This is a genomic window from Aequorivita sp. CIP111184, assembly GCF_900489465.1.
Lineage (GTDB): Bacteria > Bacteroidota > Bacteroidia > Flavobacteriales > Flavobacteriaceae > Aequorivita.
In genome coordinates, this window is the sequence record NZ_UEFQ01000013.1 from 636160 (window position 1) to 654390 (window position 18231).

The following is an 18231-nucleotide window of genomic DNA, read 5'->3' on the forward strand; positions in this document are numbered from 1 at the left end:
CTTGATCCTGCTGCTATTGAAGTTCTGAATTTCTAAGGAGCATTTCAAAACGTTTCCAATCATATTTATAAATCCCTATATCACGTTACCTTTCCGATAAAAGGTATAAAATTTAAAATTAGAGCACTGCATAACCGGTCGCAAGCTCCCTTTTATAAGTCCTTTTCTAATTTTAAATTTTAAAATGGAGCAGTATCGGAAAGGTAACGTGACGGCGCTATGGGAAGTAAATCGAGAATAGGATAAGGATAGTGTCAGTTTTGAGGGGCGAATTCTACTGTATTTGAGATTCTGCTATAAATCAAAAAGGAAAGGAAAACGCTCAAGATATAATAAGTAAATCGTTTTGATTTGAACTATAAATAAATAGCTGTTTAAATTATTTTGAAAGTTTTCAGCATAATAATATAAGGCATATGAAAAGCACTACACATCCAGCAATCCCCGATTTTTGAATAAATATTCTATAAAATGGGATAAACTAAAAGGTTTATCCCATTTTGTATTACTTCTGAAAATTTCATATTCTACAAGAACTATATGTTTATTATTGCTTTATAAATTTTTTGGTAGCCGATCCTGTTTCGGTTTCTATTTTTATGTAGTAGATTCCGTTAGATAGGTTGGATATGTCTATTTGATTTGTAGATAATGCTCCAATCACTTTTTGCCCAAGTGAATTGTAGATGCTGAAATTGTAATTGCTTAGTTGCGTCTCAATATTCAAAAATTCCGAAGCTGGGTTTGGGGAGATTTGGAAATTATTCTGTGTGAAATCCTCTATTGATAATGGTTGGGGCGTAAATCTGTAAACCATCCCGTCGGGTATGGCGCCTTGCAAATAATCGCCGTCATAAAAATCACCTGCCGCTACAACAGCCACTGCGGGATTCGCAGGATCCCCCTCTACAACATATCCATTGTCCACCAATTCGCCCTCATCAATATTTAAAGATATTGCCAAGGTAACCAAAGGACCTGAAATACCTTCAAAAGATTCTGATGGATTATTAATTTGGTTTGGACCATATCTATATTCAATAATGTTTGATCCTTCATATAACCAGAGCTGGAAGTTCATAAAGTCGCTTTCTGTGGAATCATCAAGGAAACCAATATTGTTCCATTCGATTTTAAGGATTTTGTTTCCTGGCGAACCCTCTGTTTTATAGGAGATATTGGATTGTGAAATTCCCGAACCAAGTCCTAAATCCGCTATATCCTGTGCTATCGGTGAAATTAGGGTTAAAATTCCAGAGTCGATTTGTTCGTTTGAAAGTTCTCCGCCAAAACTCCATTCCACAATATAAATAATATCAAAAGTGTGAGAACTTATCGTAAAATTAAATCCTAAGGGTATGGTATATCCCGGATCGTCCCAAACTTCGCCATTGTTAAGTGAAGTGCTGCCAACCAAATTCTGGTAAGCAATATTTTCGGTTTCAAACTCATAAACGCTCTGGGCATTTATAAAAATTGCACAAAGCAAAAACAACGGTAGAAGTAATTTCTTTATCATAATTTTAAAAATTTAATTTCTTAATTCATAGCACACAAATGTGCACTGAAAATAATTTATTCACTAATCTATTTATAGATATTAAGATGTAATTTGCAACTTTTAAAAAAAATAAGCGTATAAAGGGATAAACGAAAACACTTATCCCTTTATAGATTTTGAAGTGTAACTCTACATTTTGTTTGAGTTTAAATTCAAACCAATATTCAGTTGTGCCATTAATGGCCAAAAACCATTATTTCCATTAATATCGAAATAAAATTGTGGACCTAAATCGAACAAGAATTGAACATTTCCAAATTCTCTTTGAATGCCCCATGTTGGGCCTATTGCAATATCAACATCTGACTTCCTAATTACATTATCCGCAATAGAAGGTCCTCTTGAAATTATTCTTGCAGAAATAAAGTTGCCGGAATTACCAGAAATACTTTTACCTTTTTCAACTCTCCTTTCGAAATTATAAAACTGCTTGAACTGTAAATCCACAAAAGGTGCTATTATATAAATGATTCCGTTTTCTTCGCCATAAACTAAGTCCGGATATGCACCATTAAATCCAACCCCAAGATTTGTTGAAAAAGTGCTATTTTTCGTAACGGGAACTTCAACCTCCACACCTGGATTTATAAAATTAACACGCCAAACTTTCTGAGTTGAAACTTCTTCCTGCCCTTGAGCCATGAAGATTGTGAAAAATAAAAATATAATTATTAAATTTTTCATTAGTTTATTTTAAAATTTTATTCCAAAAGAAGCTCCAAAGCTGGTGACTTCATAATAACCTTTTTCACCAACAAATACTGCTTCTTTAAATTTTTTGAAAATCTCCAAAACATATTCCAAATTCTCGTCTTCACCCAAGGTAATGCCTGCACCGATTTTTACAGGACGTCCTTCTACAAAAACATCTCCAATTTTTACATTTTTACCCATTTGTAAAAATACAAAAGGAGAATTATCGAAACCGTGTTCGTGAAAATAGATACGCAAATCGCCTAAAATGGGCATCGACCAAAATGTTCTGTTTGAGTTCCAGTCAATTCCCAAGCCCGCAGATAAGGAAAGATAATCGAACAAAAAGATGCCGTGAAGGGTAGTCATTTCAACCGCCACTCCTTTCTGTATCTTGTCTTCACTGTCATTGCCGAAACGGCTGTCATAATTTCCATTTATGCCCATTGTTGTGACCGAGTTATAATTATCAGACCACCAACTATCATTATCCCTTGATGTTTGAGAAAATGAAGAAAAAGACAGTAAAAAAAATATAAAAAATCTCATTTTTAATTTAATCCTACTTCTATTTTACTACCGTGCCATACTCCATTTCTTTTCGCTACTCCATACATTTTCACTTTCATAGATTTTGGTAAGACCAACTGTCCAGCACCTCCAGAATATGAAAACTTATTATTATTTGCATTAAAACTTATCCCGACCTGGGCAGCACCGTCAAAATCAAATGTTCTTTCTTGATTTGAACAATTTGAGCAATTTGAATAATAAGATTTTTGTACGAAGAGTTTCCCATACCCTGGATGATTAGATATTAAAGTTATACCCTTTGGCATCTGGAAGTTATTATTATTAGTTAAACTTTTAAGTTGACTTACAGCATTCTTATATAACTCTTTCCAAAATAACTTATTTAAATTATCACTAGTCAACTGTTTATTTGCGAGACCCAGAGCATAATCAACTGAGTTGTTATTTCCATAACTTTCAAAAATTAAGTCATCCCAAAAAACTCTTGGATATATATTACTACTTATAAAGGTTTCAGAACTTAAAAACGTATAAGGTGCATTTCCATTTGGATAATTCCATATAGAAGTGTTCACATTATATCTAATATTTAAAGGTTTGTAGGCGTGTTTAAAATCAGTTTGAGTAATTTGACCTAATTTCGGTTGCAATATTTTTGTGTAATCATATTCAAATTGAGCCATTTCAATCCCTGCAGCAACTATATTTGTGTCTTCTTGTCTCCAAATTCCGGTCCAACCCTTCTTTTGATGTTTTACTTTTGCACCGATGTGGTAAACCAAATAATAATTATAATTAAAAACTTTAGTTTTTACTCTTCTATCACTTTCATATTTATCTATACATATCTTATTAGTCCCAAAAAGAGTTCCAAATAATCCATTTCGACTATCGCAAACACTTAAATTATCTAAATAAGGTTGTAACCCATCTAAAGGTTGAGTTTGGCCACCTCCACCGCCAGTACCGCCACCTCCGCCAGTACCTCCACCTCCACCTCCAGGAGCGCATCTATTTTGACTATATGGGTCTGTACTGCAACGAGCTATAAAATAAAACAAAGTGCCATTTTCAAGGATTGTTTCACCAGTGTTAGGAATGTCACTTTCAACAACCTGCCTCGCTCCTTCGTCTGTGGGAACTAATAAATTTTTCGATATATTTTTTACTTCTAAATATTGGTCAAGTACGCTATAGTTATCAAGAGTCGCATAAAAAAGTCCAACATCCGTGTATTTATAAATAGTATTCCCAACTTGTATCTCTGCCTGTTCATTTAAAAAGGCAGAAAATGCTTCATCACCAATAACTTCTTCTAAATCGTCTATATCATCATAAATATCTCCTTCGGGTCTATTAAGGCCATATTCATTTGATAATCTTTCAATTCTTTTCTGATATCTCTCCAAGACTTTTTCTTCATTGGATTCCGTAACAGGAATTCTTAATGACGAAAAATCATCGTTGTAAAATTTATTCACGTATGTATAAATTTCATCATTAGATTCATCAGCATATTTTTTGAAGGTTTCCACAAAAACTTCCTTACTTGGGAAATACATTCTTCCGTTTACAACTCCAATTTCTTTATTTGAATCAGTACTTTGAGGTTTTTCTTCTAAATAATCATCTTCACATGATATCAGAATTGGTAAAGAAATAATAATTAAAAATTTAAAGAGTTTTAGACCTTCAAGCAGGTATTTTTTATTATTTAATGATTTTTTCATTTTTATATTTTGTAGATTAATAATGCGCAAAAATCATTTAATTATATTATATAAAATAATCAAAAAAGTTTTTTTTATTAAAATTTTTGTAGGAATTTGCAACATTTCAATAAAGGAAAAACTGAAATGGGGGTGTTTCATTAGACATTTTATTTTCCTCTGAAATGGATATAGAAATTTCTGTTTTAAGATTATTTTAGGAGTGCGTCTTTTCTTTTGATATTTCAGGAGCCTATTTGGGAAGGAAATGGAATAAATAATATTTAAACCCTTTTATTTTGTACAACTGCTTCTGTTGTAAATAAAAAAAACTCTCTGAATATAATAGTAAATCGTTTTGCTTTGAACTATAAATAATCTTCCCTCTTTTGATTATTCTTTAAAGTTAAGAGGTAATTGATATTAAAAAAATAAAATGTTTAGCTATAAATTTTTGTTTTTTTCGGTTTACTTTTTTGGAGCGGAGCGGAAAAAATTTGTAAAGCAAGAGGGTAACACGCTGCGCGATGTTATGTTTTATAAATCACTTGTTTTTAGTGTTTTATAAATGTTTGCAAATTTGTTTTTTAGTAATTTTCCGTGAAAAAACTTCAAACAACCTATTAACAGGCAAATTTTTCACGGATTTTTTCGTAAAATACTGATTCGCGAGTGGTAAAATGATTAATAATCTGCCCACAGTTTCGTTTTTGTTTTATAATAATTTACTCTCATTTAAATAAGAGAGTCCACGCGTTGTATATGCTCTTTACATTTAGTGAGTGTTCTAAAGTGACCCCACCTTACGGGTGTACAAGCACCCTCGTTTCGCAATCAGTTTATCATTCGGCCAAAAGCTCAATGCCTGCCTTTTCAGCCTTATATTTTATTTTGATTATCAAATCGTAATAGCTCCAGTTCCTTAGAACAAATTTCTCAGCCTTGGCTATCCCGATCTTGTCCTTCTGGTTTACCAATATTAGCGTACCCACCTGATGTTTGATGCAAAAATCGATCAGCCTTTTGCTGTAAACATGGATACGGTGCCGTATATATTTATTTTCCTTTTGATGAAAGGAGTTCACGGCCTTTAATTTTCTTTTGGTCCCTTTACCCGATTTGGAAAAGGTTGCCCCTTCCTGTGCACGTCTTCTGGCTGCCTGTATGGCAAGCCTTCTGTACATAAACTCTTCCTTTGTGCCAATGGTCAACCTGTTGTTACCTGACTTCACGACAATTGGATATTCCAAGGACAGCGAAGCTTCAGCTATTACTTCAGGTCTAAGGCAATGTTCATCCTTTTCAATTTCAAAGACCGGAAGCCAGAATATCTTGCCATCCCTTAACTTGATGTGTGAAGTACACAGCTTGGTCTCTCCCGCCACGACCCGTTCCAAAAGCTTTCGCTTGTCGGTAAAGTCTTTTCCTAGATAGGTTCTGAAGGGAATCTGGAACAGACTAAAGCAGAACGCATTTTTTTCATCATCATAGTGCAGTCCGCTTACCAGCTCTAAGCTGAACGGAAATGCCATATCCCTCCTGAAGTTCTTTAGGGAGCATTCGCCTTTCCAGTATTCCGGCCTATCCTTATTAAAGGAGGTTATCAGGGTCTTGTTAAGGGTGGACAATATGTTCGTTGGGATTTCGCCCTTAAACCGATCTGATACCACCCGATAGGTGGTATTGATACGGGAGCGTTGCAGAATACCCAATTCATCCTTTTTTTCGTCTCCCAGTTTATAGTGTATCCCTGCCGATAGATAGAGGAATTCCTTGATCATTTCCTGTACGTAAAGATGGGTAACGATGAGGTTGGCCGCCCTAAAGCACCTGTTCTGCCATTGGTACAGTGTATCCAGCGCTTCCTTCCGTTCTTCCTTGGTGGGGAGGTCAACCAATAGCTGGATCTTTCGGGTCAGTTTCATTGTAGCCTTTTCCATATCAAGCCGATTTGGTTTGCAGTTGGTGTTCGTTCTGTGATAGTTTATAGGCGGCCATAAACTCGCTGTGCACTTCCTTTTGGGATAGGTTGAGCATTGTGGCAATGGAATCAAAAGAGTACTTCCCTTCACATCTTAGTTTCAGTACCTCTGCCTGTTGCTCGGTCATAACCTTTTGAACATTCATTTTGATCATACTTTGCTTGGGTTCAAGCTTGTCCCCTTGGTCTATGACGTTCTTGATATCATCAATGGCTTTTTTTATATTGTTGCTGGTTTCTTTAATGCTCGTTCCCATAGCTTCGGCAATCGCCTTGTACTGGAAACCGTACTTTAGACATAGTTCTATCAAATGGCTGCTTTCGGTATTCAATAGGGGCAATACCTGTTTGATCCTATCGAAGTACTCTTGGTCCATATCCTGGAGTTTTTGGATCTCTGCCTCATTTAGGGGGTCATATCCCGCCATATAGTCCTGATAGTTTTCAAAACTCTCCAACGAATGGACGTTTCTGGAAAACTTATTTTTTGGTCGGGTATAGTACGAGATACATTCCCTTTTCATCACAAACCGCAGAAAGAAGAAAATATGCTTTGGAGATTCTATAGTGTCCCTATGTATCCATAATTTTAAAAAAGCATCTTGCACCAATGATTCTATAACAAACTCATCATCGATCAACCGCTTGCCAACCCAAAAGATATTTCTGCTGTGTTTGGCATAAATATCCGCAAAGGCGGAAGGACATCCTTTTTTTAAAAGTTCAAGATCAGTGTACGACATAAGATACCTCATTTAAATTGGTGGTAGATACCACCATAATTAAATTGGATTTAATTTTTAAAACCTAAAGCGAGTCCTTATTATTGTTAAGAGAAGATAGCTTTGAAGAGGGTTGAGAAGTATGACCTTTTATAAAAATAAAAAAGGGCGTGGAGACTCAACTTATCTAGATAGAGGTACTGGTATACCGTGCAGAGATAAGAGAGCTCACGCCCCGGGTCGTGAGCCAATCTACTTATCATCTCTCTGCAAAAATTACCAGTTTTCTATCCAGAGACTCAAAGCGATGACTTCAATATTGTTAAATGAAGAATCGCAATATTAATAATTAAAGCTAAGATATAAAAAATAATTAATAATTCGGATTTCAGTCCGAATTTTATTATTTCATAACCGCTTTATTTGTTTTAAATGAATCAAGCAAATCGAAAAATAGTAGAATTTATAAGGGATAAATGGGTGATTCCGATGGATAACAATAATTTGTTTGCCAAAGAACATTTTATTGACGAAAAGACTGTTCGACGAATTAGGGAAGATAATGAGTATCACATAAGTTTAATTACTATTATGAGAATTTGCGAAGCAAAGAATTTAAAACTTAGTGAGTTCTTTAAAATGGTTGGAATATAAGTATATATGTTCCTTTGCGTGTGCTTTCTCCATCGGAATGCTTTTTTACTAAAAATCATTATATTCGGCATTATCCCTAATATTTAAACATTGCGCTTAAGTTTCTCCTTTTATTTTCCAAACCAAATATTATTAGAGCCATTATTTTAAAAAAACGCAAAATAAAATATTTTTTATGCAACTATTGCTTAGCAGGCTACATTGAATTATAAAAGGAATGATTGTAGGAGTATAATTAGATTATATGAAATTAAAAAAACAAATGTCTGAATTAACCATTAAGTAGATTATAATTTTAATTTTTGGTGGAATTGCGACTTTAATTTTCGGTAAATTAATATTACATAAGGAATCAAGCAGTTTTCGTTTTGTACTTTATTCTATTCTTTTTAGAATTATACAACATAGATATGACAATGTTCAAGGTTTCTTTGTTAAACAAAATATGTTTATTTAGTGAAACTTTATTATTTTGTATAATTCTCCTTATATCTACATTTTAAATTATTCTTTTCTCATAAATTTTTAGAAAATAAATCAAAAATTATGGGAGGAAATTAATGGAACCCTTACTGATAAAGGAATTTAAACGTCTCGTTAAATTTTTAGCTTCACTTTAACTTTTTTTTGGTTGTTCAAATTTAAAGACTATATTTGGAACTCTCCCCTATTGATTTATTCCTTTACGGAAAGCCGTAATTAGGAATTTTTACTTTTATATACATTCGAAATTGATTTTGTATTGATGTCTAATATAGACACAGTTCAATTTTAAAGCTCTCGCGTATACGCTTAGGTGTCCGCAAGCTATGTAACTATTTTTTAAAGTATTATTAATTCAAAAATATAAATATGACATCGGAGGAAACACTTTGGAAGGCGGAAAAAGTCACTATGTGACTGACTCCTTATCGATATAATTATTTTATAAGGATAATTTTATCTTAAGAACTAATTAAATAAAATAACTATTAACAAATACAAAGGCTGGATTAAATTATTCCATTACAGCAGCCATAAGCACTTAAGCACTGGGAATTTTAAAATGATATGAAAAGTATCCTAAAATATAGTTTACTGGTTGTTTTTTTACAACTCTTTTCTTTTTGTTCGTCCGATGAAAAAATTAACGAGCAAGCAACGCCCGAACAGGTTAATTTTTTAGATAAAGCTTATATCGAAAAAGCTACTGTAGATGAGAAGTTGGAATATAGAAGATTTCACTTATTAAATTTAGCTACTTGGCTTTCGCACCATAATAATGAGGTTAGGGGATTGGTTCAATCTTATAATAAAAATAATTCACAACAAGAGATATTTAGTGTGGAAAGTTTAATTAACGAGTTTAAAAAAAGTGGAAACGTGATTTCACCCGAAATAGAAGCATCCTTGAACACTTCATTAGCAGCTTTCCGTAATTTAGATGGTGAAGACTGGTATCCATATATTCAATATGAAAGGATGATCGAGGATGCTAATAAACAACCCTATGACGATTCAAAACCACTATATGCTATGGAAGATTACGAGAATAATGAAGAAATAGCTGTGGGTTATCAAGAAAATTCAGATGGCGATTTGGAAGAGATTAACGAAAAGCTTACGCCAGAAGTTGTGGGCGAGGAAGATGATATTATTGTTATTGGAATAGGTGTTTGTCCCATTGCAATAGAAGGTGAACCTTGTGTTTTTCAAACAAGTGTGCCAGATCCCCCAGGAAGTTTTTTCAAAGTTGACATTGGAACTATGAAAGTAAAAGCGCATAAAGAAGTATACCCTTTTCGTTCTGATTTAAGTTTTACAGGATTTTTTGAACCTACTCTACCTGCGAATAGTGGTGATTGTGGACAACCAATGTTTCGTTCAGTAAATTGTTATGACCCAGATGGAAGCAATATCGACCAATATCACAGGAGTTGGATTTCTAACGGGGATACCAAGACACAAAATTATAAAATAAAATCTCAGCCAACTAGCACTAATGATGATATTATTATTTATGTTATTTTTGAACACGATTCGTGGCCTGCAACAATCCGAACAGCTACACTTACGTTTCCCAATGGTATTGGTAGGAATATAATCTATCGGTCCTGGCAAACGAAATATGATTCCCGGACTGTTTCTATGGATCCAGGCAATTCATATGGACTTCCTTATGCAAACAACGTAGTCGTTAATAATAGCGAGATTGAATATAATTTAAAAGTAAGAGCTAATTAATTAAACTGGGGCATTGTTTAAATATTCAATGCCCCTAAATATTCTGTATATGAAAAACTTATTCCTACTTATTATTTTTGCAACTTCTACTTTTACCTATTCCCAAATAGAAGAAAGAAAGGGCAAACTCTTTTTTAAGATTGGGTCTGAATATCGAATTACCCCTTTGCCTTATGATGGAAGTAAAATAGATCAGAAGATACCCGCGGATATAGATGTACAAAATTCAGGCGTAGCCTTTCACTATGGGTTTGATTATTTCATTACCAAAAACCTAAGTTTTGGATTTAATAATTCTTTTAGGTATGATGTGCTAATCAGAAATGTAAATGAAATAGACCAAGAAAATGGCTTTCAAAAAACAGATAAAACGTTAATTGTTGGAGGTCATTTATATTTAGATTACCACGTTAAAGTGTTCAAAAATTCAGAGCTTTTTGCCCGTGTGGGACCGTCTTTGCTAAACGGTGGCACGGAATATATGAATAAGACTACTTTTTATGATAATCAAGGTAATATTTTAGGTAGTTCATTTAGCAATGAAACATTAGAGTTTTTTGCGACTAATATCGCAATTGGCTATAAAAGGCAAAAAGTAGAGTTGTTAGTAGGTTTATATTCTTCGAGCACTTCCAACTATTTTGACGAAACTGAAAGTTTAAAAATTCCTTATATAAACATTACCTATACTATTGGAAAAATGTGGAAATAAGCAATAGCACCTGTTTTTTAATTATTAAAAACCCTAGACTGATTTGTCTGGGGTTTTTCTATTTAAATTATTTTCCTAAATAAATCAAAAAATTTTAAAAGTGTCTCTTCCAATTATTTTTTTTCATTAATATTTACTGTAAATAAATAAATAGAGTATTACCATTGATTAAATTATCTTTGCAAAAAAAAGTTAATATCCTCTATTAAAATTTGTTAGGAAATGAGTATAATTAAATTTTTCTTTATTGTTCTATGTGTTAATTTGTCGAATGCTCAGATTAATTTTCAAGAAAACATTATAGATTCAAATATTATGGATGGCCCAAAAGCTATTTATGCTGCGGATTTAGATGGCGATGGTGATATGGATGTATTATCGGCATCCTCATCTAATAATAAAATCACCTGGTACGAAAATACAGACGGACAAGGTTCTTTCGGCATACAACATATCATTACAACTACAGCAGAAACTGTTCAGTCAGTATTTGCCATTGATTTGGATGGAGATGGGGACCTGGATGTGTTGTCTGCTTCTCAATCAGATAATACAATAGCCTGGTATGAAAACACAAATGGTTTAGGAGCTTTTGGAGGAAAAAATGTAATTTCATCTAACGCAGATACAGCCAAGTCTGTTTATGCAACAGATATTGATGGTGATGGTGATATGGATGTGTTATCCGCTTCTTTTAATGATGACAAAGTGGCGTGGTATGAAAATGTTGATGGTTTGGGTAATTTTGGGAGTGAAAACATTATTACGACTTCTGCGAATGGGGCACAGTCTGTTTATGCGGCAGATTTAGACGGAGATGGGGATATGGATGTCTTGTCAGCTTCCTTTAATGATTATAAAATAAACTGGTATGAGAATACAGATGGACAAGGTTTTTTTGGACTACCACGAGTAATTGTAGGAACTCCAAATGATTTTAAAACCTGTGTGTTTTCAGCCGATTTTGATGGCGATGGAGATATGGATGTTTTATCTTCCTCATGGCAAGGCTCCAAGAGAATAGCTTGGTACGAGAATACGGATGGACAGGGAAATTTCAGTGTGGAAAATGTAATAACCAACAATGTTGCAAATGCAACCTCAATTTTTGCCAGTGACATTGATAATGACGGAGATATGGATGTTATATCTGCCTCCCAAACGGACGATAAAATTGCTTGGTATGAAAATACCGATGGACAGGGTAGTTTTGGAGTCTTACAGTCTATTTCGACTAATGCTGATGGTGCTCAGTCTGTTTTCGCAGCCGACATAAATGGTGATGGTGCTATGGACATAGTAGCTGCTTCCTATAGCGATCATAAAATATCATGGTTTAAAAATCTAGCAATATTAAATAATGAGATAAGTGGAAATTTAAAACTGGATGTTAATTCCAATGGTTGCGATAACAATGATATTAGTGCGGCAAACTTATTGATTAAAACTAGTGACGGAACTAATACTTTGTCAACTTTTAGTGCAAACAATGGAAACTACAAGTTATTTCCTGGTGAAGGTACATTTACTACAGAAATTGTGCAATTACCTGCTCATTACATTTCAAGTCCAATAACTCAAACATCTACTTTTGTTGGCTTGGGTAATACTGACAATGCTAACTTCTGTTTACAGCCCGTAGATGTAATCAATGATTTAAGTATTGCAGTATATCCTATAATTAATGATCCGCGGCCAGGTTTTGACACGTCTTATCAATTAGTATATAGAAATCTAGGAACAACGCAGTTAAATGGTGATGTTTTATTTCAATTTAATAGTGATAAGATACAATTTTTAGGTGCCAGTGAACCTGTAGATACACAAACTGCAAATACCCTAAGTTTTAATTTTTCAAACTTGAATCCATTTGAAATAAGAACTATTGATTTAGATTTTAATGTGTTTCCACCACCTACCACCTCTAATGGGGATGTTTTAATTTTTACAGCTACTGTTAATCCTGTAGTTGGTGACATTACTGAAGAAGATAATGTATTTCAATTAGAACAGACAGTAGTTGGCTCTTATGATCCCAATGATATTTCTGTTCTTGAAGGTGAAGAAATATATTTAGATGAAGCTGATAATTATCTCCATTATATTATACGCTTCCAAAATACCGGAACTGCATCGGCGATTAATGTAAGAATAAAAAATGTTTTAGATGCAAATCTAGATTGGGCAACAATACAATTAGAGAATATAAGTCATACGAGCAGAGTTGAAATCACTAATGAATCTAATGTAGAATTTATATTTGAAAATATTAATTTACCTGATTCAACAAGTAATGAACCAGAATCCCATGGATATATTCAATATAAAATTAAGCCAATAAGTGCGATAAATATTGGAGACTCAATGTCAAATAGTGCAAATATCTTCTTTGATTTTAACCCTCCAGTGTTGACTAATACGGTAACCACAACTATAGTTGAATTTGTTCCTGTGGAAGCATCGGAACCTGCGAATTTGCAAATTTGTAATGAAGAAAATTTTGATGTTTTCGATCTAACTCAAAATTCGGAAGCAATATTAGGAACGCTTGACCCCAATAATCATGAAATCAGTTTTCACATTTCTCAGAGTGATGCCAACAATGACCTTAATCCGATTGTTAATTCAAGTTCCTATACAAATACATCAAATCCACAAGCCATTTACGCTCGTTTGGAAAGAATAACTGATAGAGAGTTCGACACAACAAATTTTGACTTGATAGTTGATTTGCAACCGGAAATTTTACCTATAACGGATTTAATTGTATCGGATGTTGATAATGATGGATTCGAAACGTTTGACTTGACTATTAAAATACCTGAAATACTTGGTGCACAAACAGGAATTGATATTACTTTTTATGAAACAGAAATAGATGCTTTGAATGGAATTAATCAAATTGTATTGCCAGAAGCTTATATAAATATTACAAATCCACAAGAAATATTTGCTCGCTTAGTTAATTTGACAACTTCTTGCATCAGTGTTAACAGTTTCAATATTTTTGCTGAACCAGTTCTAGGCATGGAGGATCTAGATTTTAAATCTATAAAGATTTTTCCCAATCCTGGAGAAAGTACAATTTACATCTCATCGAACATTCCAATTATAGGATTGAATGTTTTTAATCAGCTTGGACAGATTATTTTAAGTTTAGAAAACAAAAAGGGGATCAATTCTTTTTCTATCGATCAATTTTCGAAAGACGTATATATCTTAAAGTTGATTGATGAAAACTCAAATGTTATTATAAAAAAAATGATTAAGAACTAATTAAATTTCTTGGAGAAATTTTACGATGCTTTGATGTTTAAAAAAATAAAAGTTTCATTAGTTTTTTTAAGATGCCGAAATACTTGGAATATATCTACTAAAAGATATTAGGGATCCATTACAATCCTCGAAGGATAAACTCTGAAACAGCGAAATTTTTCTAAAAATTAATAACACTATCCAATGCTTCGTCTGCATCTTTATGAATAAAATTCGATTGATATAATATAGTAGTCGTTACAGATGAGTGCCTGTAAAGTTTTTGGAGCATTTTAATTGGAATCTTATCTTCTGAAATATGACCAAAGCTATGTCTGGCAATATGCATAGTGAGCTTCTTAGTAATTTTTGCTTTCTTCGCCACCTCTACTAAATACTTATTAAATTTTTTAGTAGCTGTTCTGGTCTTAGCATATACATCTTTAGCATTTTTAAAATCAGCTTTTTTTATTTCCGGAAAAACAAAATCATTTTCATTCAGTTTTTCTGGTTTATAGTAATCAAGTATTGGTAAAACTTTATCCGGTATTTTGAGAGATAGAAGTTTTGAATTTTTGTTCATGCGGTAGTGAAGTCTATCGTCATATATATCAGACCATCTAATTTTAAGAATGTCAGCGGCTCTTATACCAGCAAAGTAAAAACTGAATAGCCAAACATTCCGTGCATGTATTTCACTCGGACTGAGGTTTTTTAATAGCTCAATACTTTTAACTTCATCTTTAGTTAATCCTATTTTCTCAGTTTCTGGAAATTTTATTCGGATTTTTTTTGCTCCAAAAGGGTAAAGCTTACTATCAACAATATTAGATTTAATGGCTCTATTATAAATGGTTCGAACCACAATAAGAGTATTTACGATGGATCTCTCGGACATAGGTCGCTTCCTTAAATAAAGAATAAATTTTTTAAGAAAACTTTCATCTATTTCTTGAAAAGTGAGTTGTTTAGATTTTGAGAATTCCAATACATGTTTCACACGTGGTTTATCTGATGATAGCCGAGCTAGTTTATTATTGTCTTTCATTTCATCAAGATAAACTTCTGCAAGCGCAAAAAAATTTGCGTTCGCATTAGAAGAATATATCTCATTTTTAATTTGATTAGCAGAAAAGTCCTTTTTCCGGGATTGTAATTCAATAAGAGTTTGGTTCGCTATGGACAACTCTGATAATAAAAGATTATTAAGTTTAAGCGCATTAGGATGCGTATTCTTAACTCGACAATTTTTAAGGTCCCAAAACTTGTCATTTATATAATGACCAATGTAATGATAGTTCGAACGTCTATTTTTGGTGATGCGAATTGCCAATGGAAACTCTCCCTCTTTATTCGCTTTTTTTCTCAAAACTATTTTTGTATTTGAAGACATAATGCATTGATTTTACAATATAAAGATAATTAAATTTGGTACAACATAGGTACAACAAATTATGATTTCATATGATATTAAGCAAAATCAAAAAAAATTAAAAGTATGCTAATCAATTGATTATAAGAATATTTAGGTAAATTTGATGTTAAATTCGCTGGATTCAAAATCCAGTGTTTTAGGACGTGCGGGTTCGATTCCCGCCTCGAGTACAAAAGCCCCAACAGAAATGTTGGGGCTTTTTTTATTTCCCGGTTTCTCCATTTTATCTTAAAACTTCATCAATGCTTTGTTTGGAAAGTAATAACTTGTAACTTTCGCTATAGTTAATAAAGTTGCTCACTTTTTTACTACTATTAAAAGCAAATGTCCAAAAAATTAAACCAGTTGGAAGCCACAGCTATCTGTGGTAACGACATAAGTTCTTCCTGTTTATACGTATCTGCATTAGCTATTTTTTATGCAGGTCAATATGCCTGGATTTCACTTTTAATGGTTGCGGGCGTTTTGTTTTTATTCAGAAAAATTTATGGTGAAGTAGTGGGTGCCCTGCCTTTAAATGGAGGAGCTTATAACGCACTTTTAAACACTACCAAAAAATCTACAGCATCTATTGCAGCTACATTAACTGTGCTTTCGTATATGGCAACGGCTGTACTTTCTGCAAGTGAGGCTGTAAAATATGCCCATAGCGTTTGGGAGGTTATTCCTGTTTTTCCTGTAACAATTGGCTTATTATTATTATTTATGGGGCTGGTTATTTTAGGAATAGGCGAATCTTCAAAAGTCGCTGTTTTTATTTTTCTTTTCCATCTTTTTTCATTGACTCTTCTCTGTGGCTTTTGTCTTTATTTTTTGTTCAGCAATGGCTTCGATACACTTATCGCTAATTTTAAAATGCCTGTTGGCGGAAGTATAACTATGGCACTCTTTTTTGGGTTTTCAGCGGCAATGCTTGGTATTAGTGGATTTGAGAGTTCGGCAAATTATGTTGAGGAGCAACAAGCAGGAGTCTTTCCTAAAACCTTGCGCAATATGTGGATTGTGGTAAGTGTTTTCAATCCGCTTATAGCTTTTCTTGCATTAGGTTTATTACCGCAGGAAGTTGTAAATAATAATCAGGACGCATTGTTATCATTTCTTGGCGAAACCTCGGGAGGTCATTGGCTCTCTTTTTTGATTGGCATTGATGCAGCTTTAGTATTAAGCGGAGCAGTGCTAACTTCATATGTTGGGGTAGGTGGTTTGATGGAGCGGATGGCTTTGGATAGGGTACTCCCAAGTTTTCTATTAATTAGGAACACAAAGAAAAGTCCGTATCTAATTTTTATATTGTTCTTTGCCCTTTGCACCTCCATACTTGTTGTAACTCACGGAGACCTGCCTTCACTAGCTGGTGTTTATACCATTGCCTTTCTTTCAGTAATGGTTCTTTTTGGTATTGGGAATCTCTTATTGAAATTCAAAAGGAAAAATTTACCAAGACCTGAGCGCGCTTCCTATTTAGCAGTTTTTATTGCAATTGTTGCTGTTATTGCAGCTTTGCTAGGTAATATATTTTTGAACCCGGAGTTTTTGGTTACTTTCTTTGAATATTTGGTGCCAACACTTTTGGTAGTGTTTTTTATGCTTTATAATCATTATATTTTAAAAGCAGTTCTTCGTTTTATAGATTATATAGCACCTGATAATAGTAGGTTTTTTAAAAATTGGAATCGCATTATCAAAAATAAGTTACACGAATTGACAAGCCAACAGTTTGTTTTTTTTACAAATAATGATAATGTGGAAACACTAAATAGAGTGATGCAGTATATAGAACAAAATGAACCTACAAAAAGAATAAAAATTGTAGCTGTGGTTGATAAAGGAATGAAAGTAGCCAATAATTTAAAATCTGATATTGAAGTATTGGACCGAGCTTATCCCGAAGTTAAAATTCAATTTGTGGAAGAACCTGGAAAATTCGGCCCTGAAAAAATAAAGGAACTCTCGAAGAGATGGAAAATCCCAATTAATTTCATGTTTATTGGAGCGCCTGGGGAAGATTTCCCGTATAGAGTTCAGCAATTAGGGGAAGTGAGGGTGATTATTTGATTTCTAAAAAGTCTATTTTTCCGTGTAAAAGTATTGTCAACAATCGTTATATTTGGCAAACCCTGAAAACCAATATTCCCCATGTCTGATTTCTGGTTGTATTTCAATCTCGGCCTCCACCACGTTTTGGACTGGAAAGCCTATGATCACATTTTATTCTTGATTGTACTTTGCGCTGCCTATACTTTTTCTTCATGGAAAAGGTTATTGCTTTTGGTTACCATGTTCACTTTGGGGCATACTCTCTCTTTGCTTTTAGCAAGTTATAATGTAGTGAGTGTTTCGGGAAAAGTCATTGAGTTTTTGATTCCCGTGACCATTTTGTTTACCGCGCTCTTCAATCTTTTTACGGCTGGTAAAGAGAAAAGAATGGAAAAGATGGGCATTTTTTATATTGTTACTATTTTCTTCGGATTAATTCATGGTTTGGGTTTTGCTTCGTTTTTTAATGCGCTTGATAGTGGTGGTGGCATATTGCCCCTACTGGAATTTGCGCTGGGTATTGAAGCTGCCCAAATTATAGTTGTAATAATAATTTTGATAATTGCTTTCATATTTCAGACCATCTTCCGTTTCAATAAAAAAGATTGGGTGTTGGTTGTTTCTTCTCTAGTAATTGGTATGGTTATACCTATGCTTATTAATAATTGGATTTTTTAAAAGTTATGTATCCTAAGTAAATGGCGGATAGAAATAA

13 protein-coding genes are annotated in these 18231 nt (G+C 33.5%); 6 read left to right on the plus strand and 7 right to left on the minus strand.

Features of this window, described 5'->3' with window-relative positions; genetic code table 11:
* Positions 1 to 547 precede the first annotated feature (547 nt).
* The 6 genes from AEQU1_RS03060 to AEQU1_RS03085 form a co-directional block, all read right to left on the minus strand.
* A complete protein-coding gene (locus AEQU1_RS03060) occupies positions 548 to 1519 on the minus strand; it encodes a T9SS type A sorting domain-containing protein (RefSeq protein WP_111878676.1) in 972 nt (323 codons plus the stop codon).
* A 171-nt stretch (positions 1520 to 1690) separates the two neighbouring features.
* On the minus strand, positions 1691 to 2245 hold the full coding sequence (locus tag AEQU1_RS03065; protein ID WP_111878678.1) for a hypothetical protein: 555 nt from the start codon (positions 2243 to 2245) through the stop codon (positions 1691 to 1693).
* Positions 2246 to 2254: 9 nt separating this feature from the next.
* A complete protein-coding gene (locus AEQU1_RS03070) occupies positions 2255 to 2803 on the minus strand; it encodes a hypothetical protein (RefSeq protein WP_146743709.1) in 549 nt (182 codons plus the stop codon).
* A 2-nt stretch (positions 2804 to 2805) separates the two neighbouring features.
* A complete protein-coding gene (locus tag AEQU1_RS03075) occupies positions 2806 to 4518 on the minus strand; it encodes a hypothetical protein (RefSeq protein WP_042491653.1) in 1713 nt (570 codons plus the stop codon).
* An 821-nt stretch (positions 4519 to 5339) separates the two neighbouring features.
* Positions 5340 to 6437 carry a hypothetical protein gene (locus AEQU1_RS03080; protein ID WP_111878680.1) on the minus strand — a complete coding sequence of 366 codons (1098 nt, stop codon included), beginning with the start codon at positions 6435 to 6437 and terminating at the stop codon, positions 5340 to 5342.
* 1 nt (position 6438) lies between these two features.
* Complete coding sequence (locus AEQU1_RS03085; RefSeq protein WP_111878681.1) at positions 6439 to 7221, minus strand: RNA polymerase sigma factor; 783 nt, start codon at positions 7219 to 7221, stop codon at positions 6439 to 6441.
* Positions 7222 to 7632: 411 nt separating this feature from the next.
* Here AEQU1_RS03085 and AEQU1_RS03090 point away from each other — a divergent pair, with 411 nt between their 5' ends.
* From AEQU1_RS03090 to AEQU1_RS03105, 4 genes are all read left to right on the plus strand, one after another.
* Entirely contained in the window at positions 7633 to 7854 is a 222-nt protein-coding gene (locus tag AEQU1_RS03090) for a hypothetical protein (protein WP_111878683.1), read from the plus strand.
* Between the two features lie 1050 nt (positions 7855 to 8904).
* Positions 8905 to 10077 carry a hypothetical protein gene (locus tag AEQU1_RS03095; protein ID WP_111878685.1) on the plus strand — a complete coding sequence of 391 codons (1173 nt, stop codon included), beginning with the start codon at positions 8905 to 8907 and terminating at the stop codon, positions 10075 to 10077.
* Between the two features lie 49 nt (positions 10078 to 10126).
* Positions 10127 to 10789 (plus strand): hypothetical protein, encoded by a 663-nt coding sequence (locus tag AEQU1_RS03100; RefSeq protein WP_111878686.1) that lies wholly within the window; start codon positions 10127 to 10129, stop codon positions 10787 to 10789.
* 222 nt (positions 10790 to 11011) lie between these two features.
* The gene (locus tag AEQU1_RS03105) at positions 11012 to 14065 is read left to right on the plus strand and encodes an FG-GAP-like repeat-containing protein (RefSeq protein WP_111878688.1); all 3054 of its coding nucleotides are present in this window, start codon (positions 11012 to 11014) and stop codon (positions 14063 to 14065) included.
* Between the two features lie 160 nt (positions 14066 to 14225).
* On the opposite strand, the gene AEQU1_RS03110 is transcribed toward AEQU1_RS03105, so the two are convergent.
* A complete protein-coding gene (locus AEQU1_RS03110) occupies positions 14226 to 15437 on the minus strand; it encodes a site-specific integrase (RefSeq protein WP_111878690.1) in 1212 nt (403 codons plus the stop codon).
* Positions 15438 to 15803: 366 nt separating this feature from the next.
* Between AEQU1_RS03110 and AEQU1_RS03115 the strand changes: the two genes are divergently transcribed.
* Both AEQU1_RS03115 and AEQU1_RS03120 read left to right on the plus strand, forming a co-directional pair.
* Complete coding sequence (locus AEQU1_RS03115) at positions 15804 to 17534, plus strand: APC family permease (protein ID WP_111878692.1); 1731 nt, start codon at positions 15804 to 15806, stop codon at positions 17532 to 17534.
* 81 nt (positions 17535 to 17615) lie between these two features.
* Positions 17616 to 18194, plus strand: a complete 579-nt coding sequence (locus AEQU1_RS03120) for a HupE/UreJ family protein (protein ID WP_111878693.1) — start codon at positions 17616 to 17618, stop codon at positions 18192 to 18194.
* Positions 18195 to 18231: the final 37 nt, after the last annotated feature.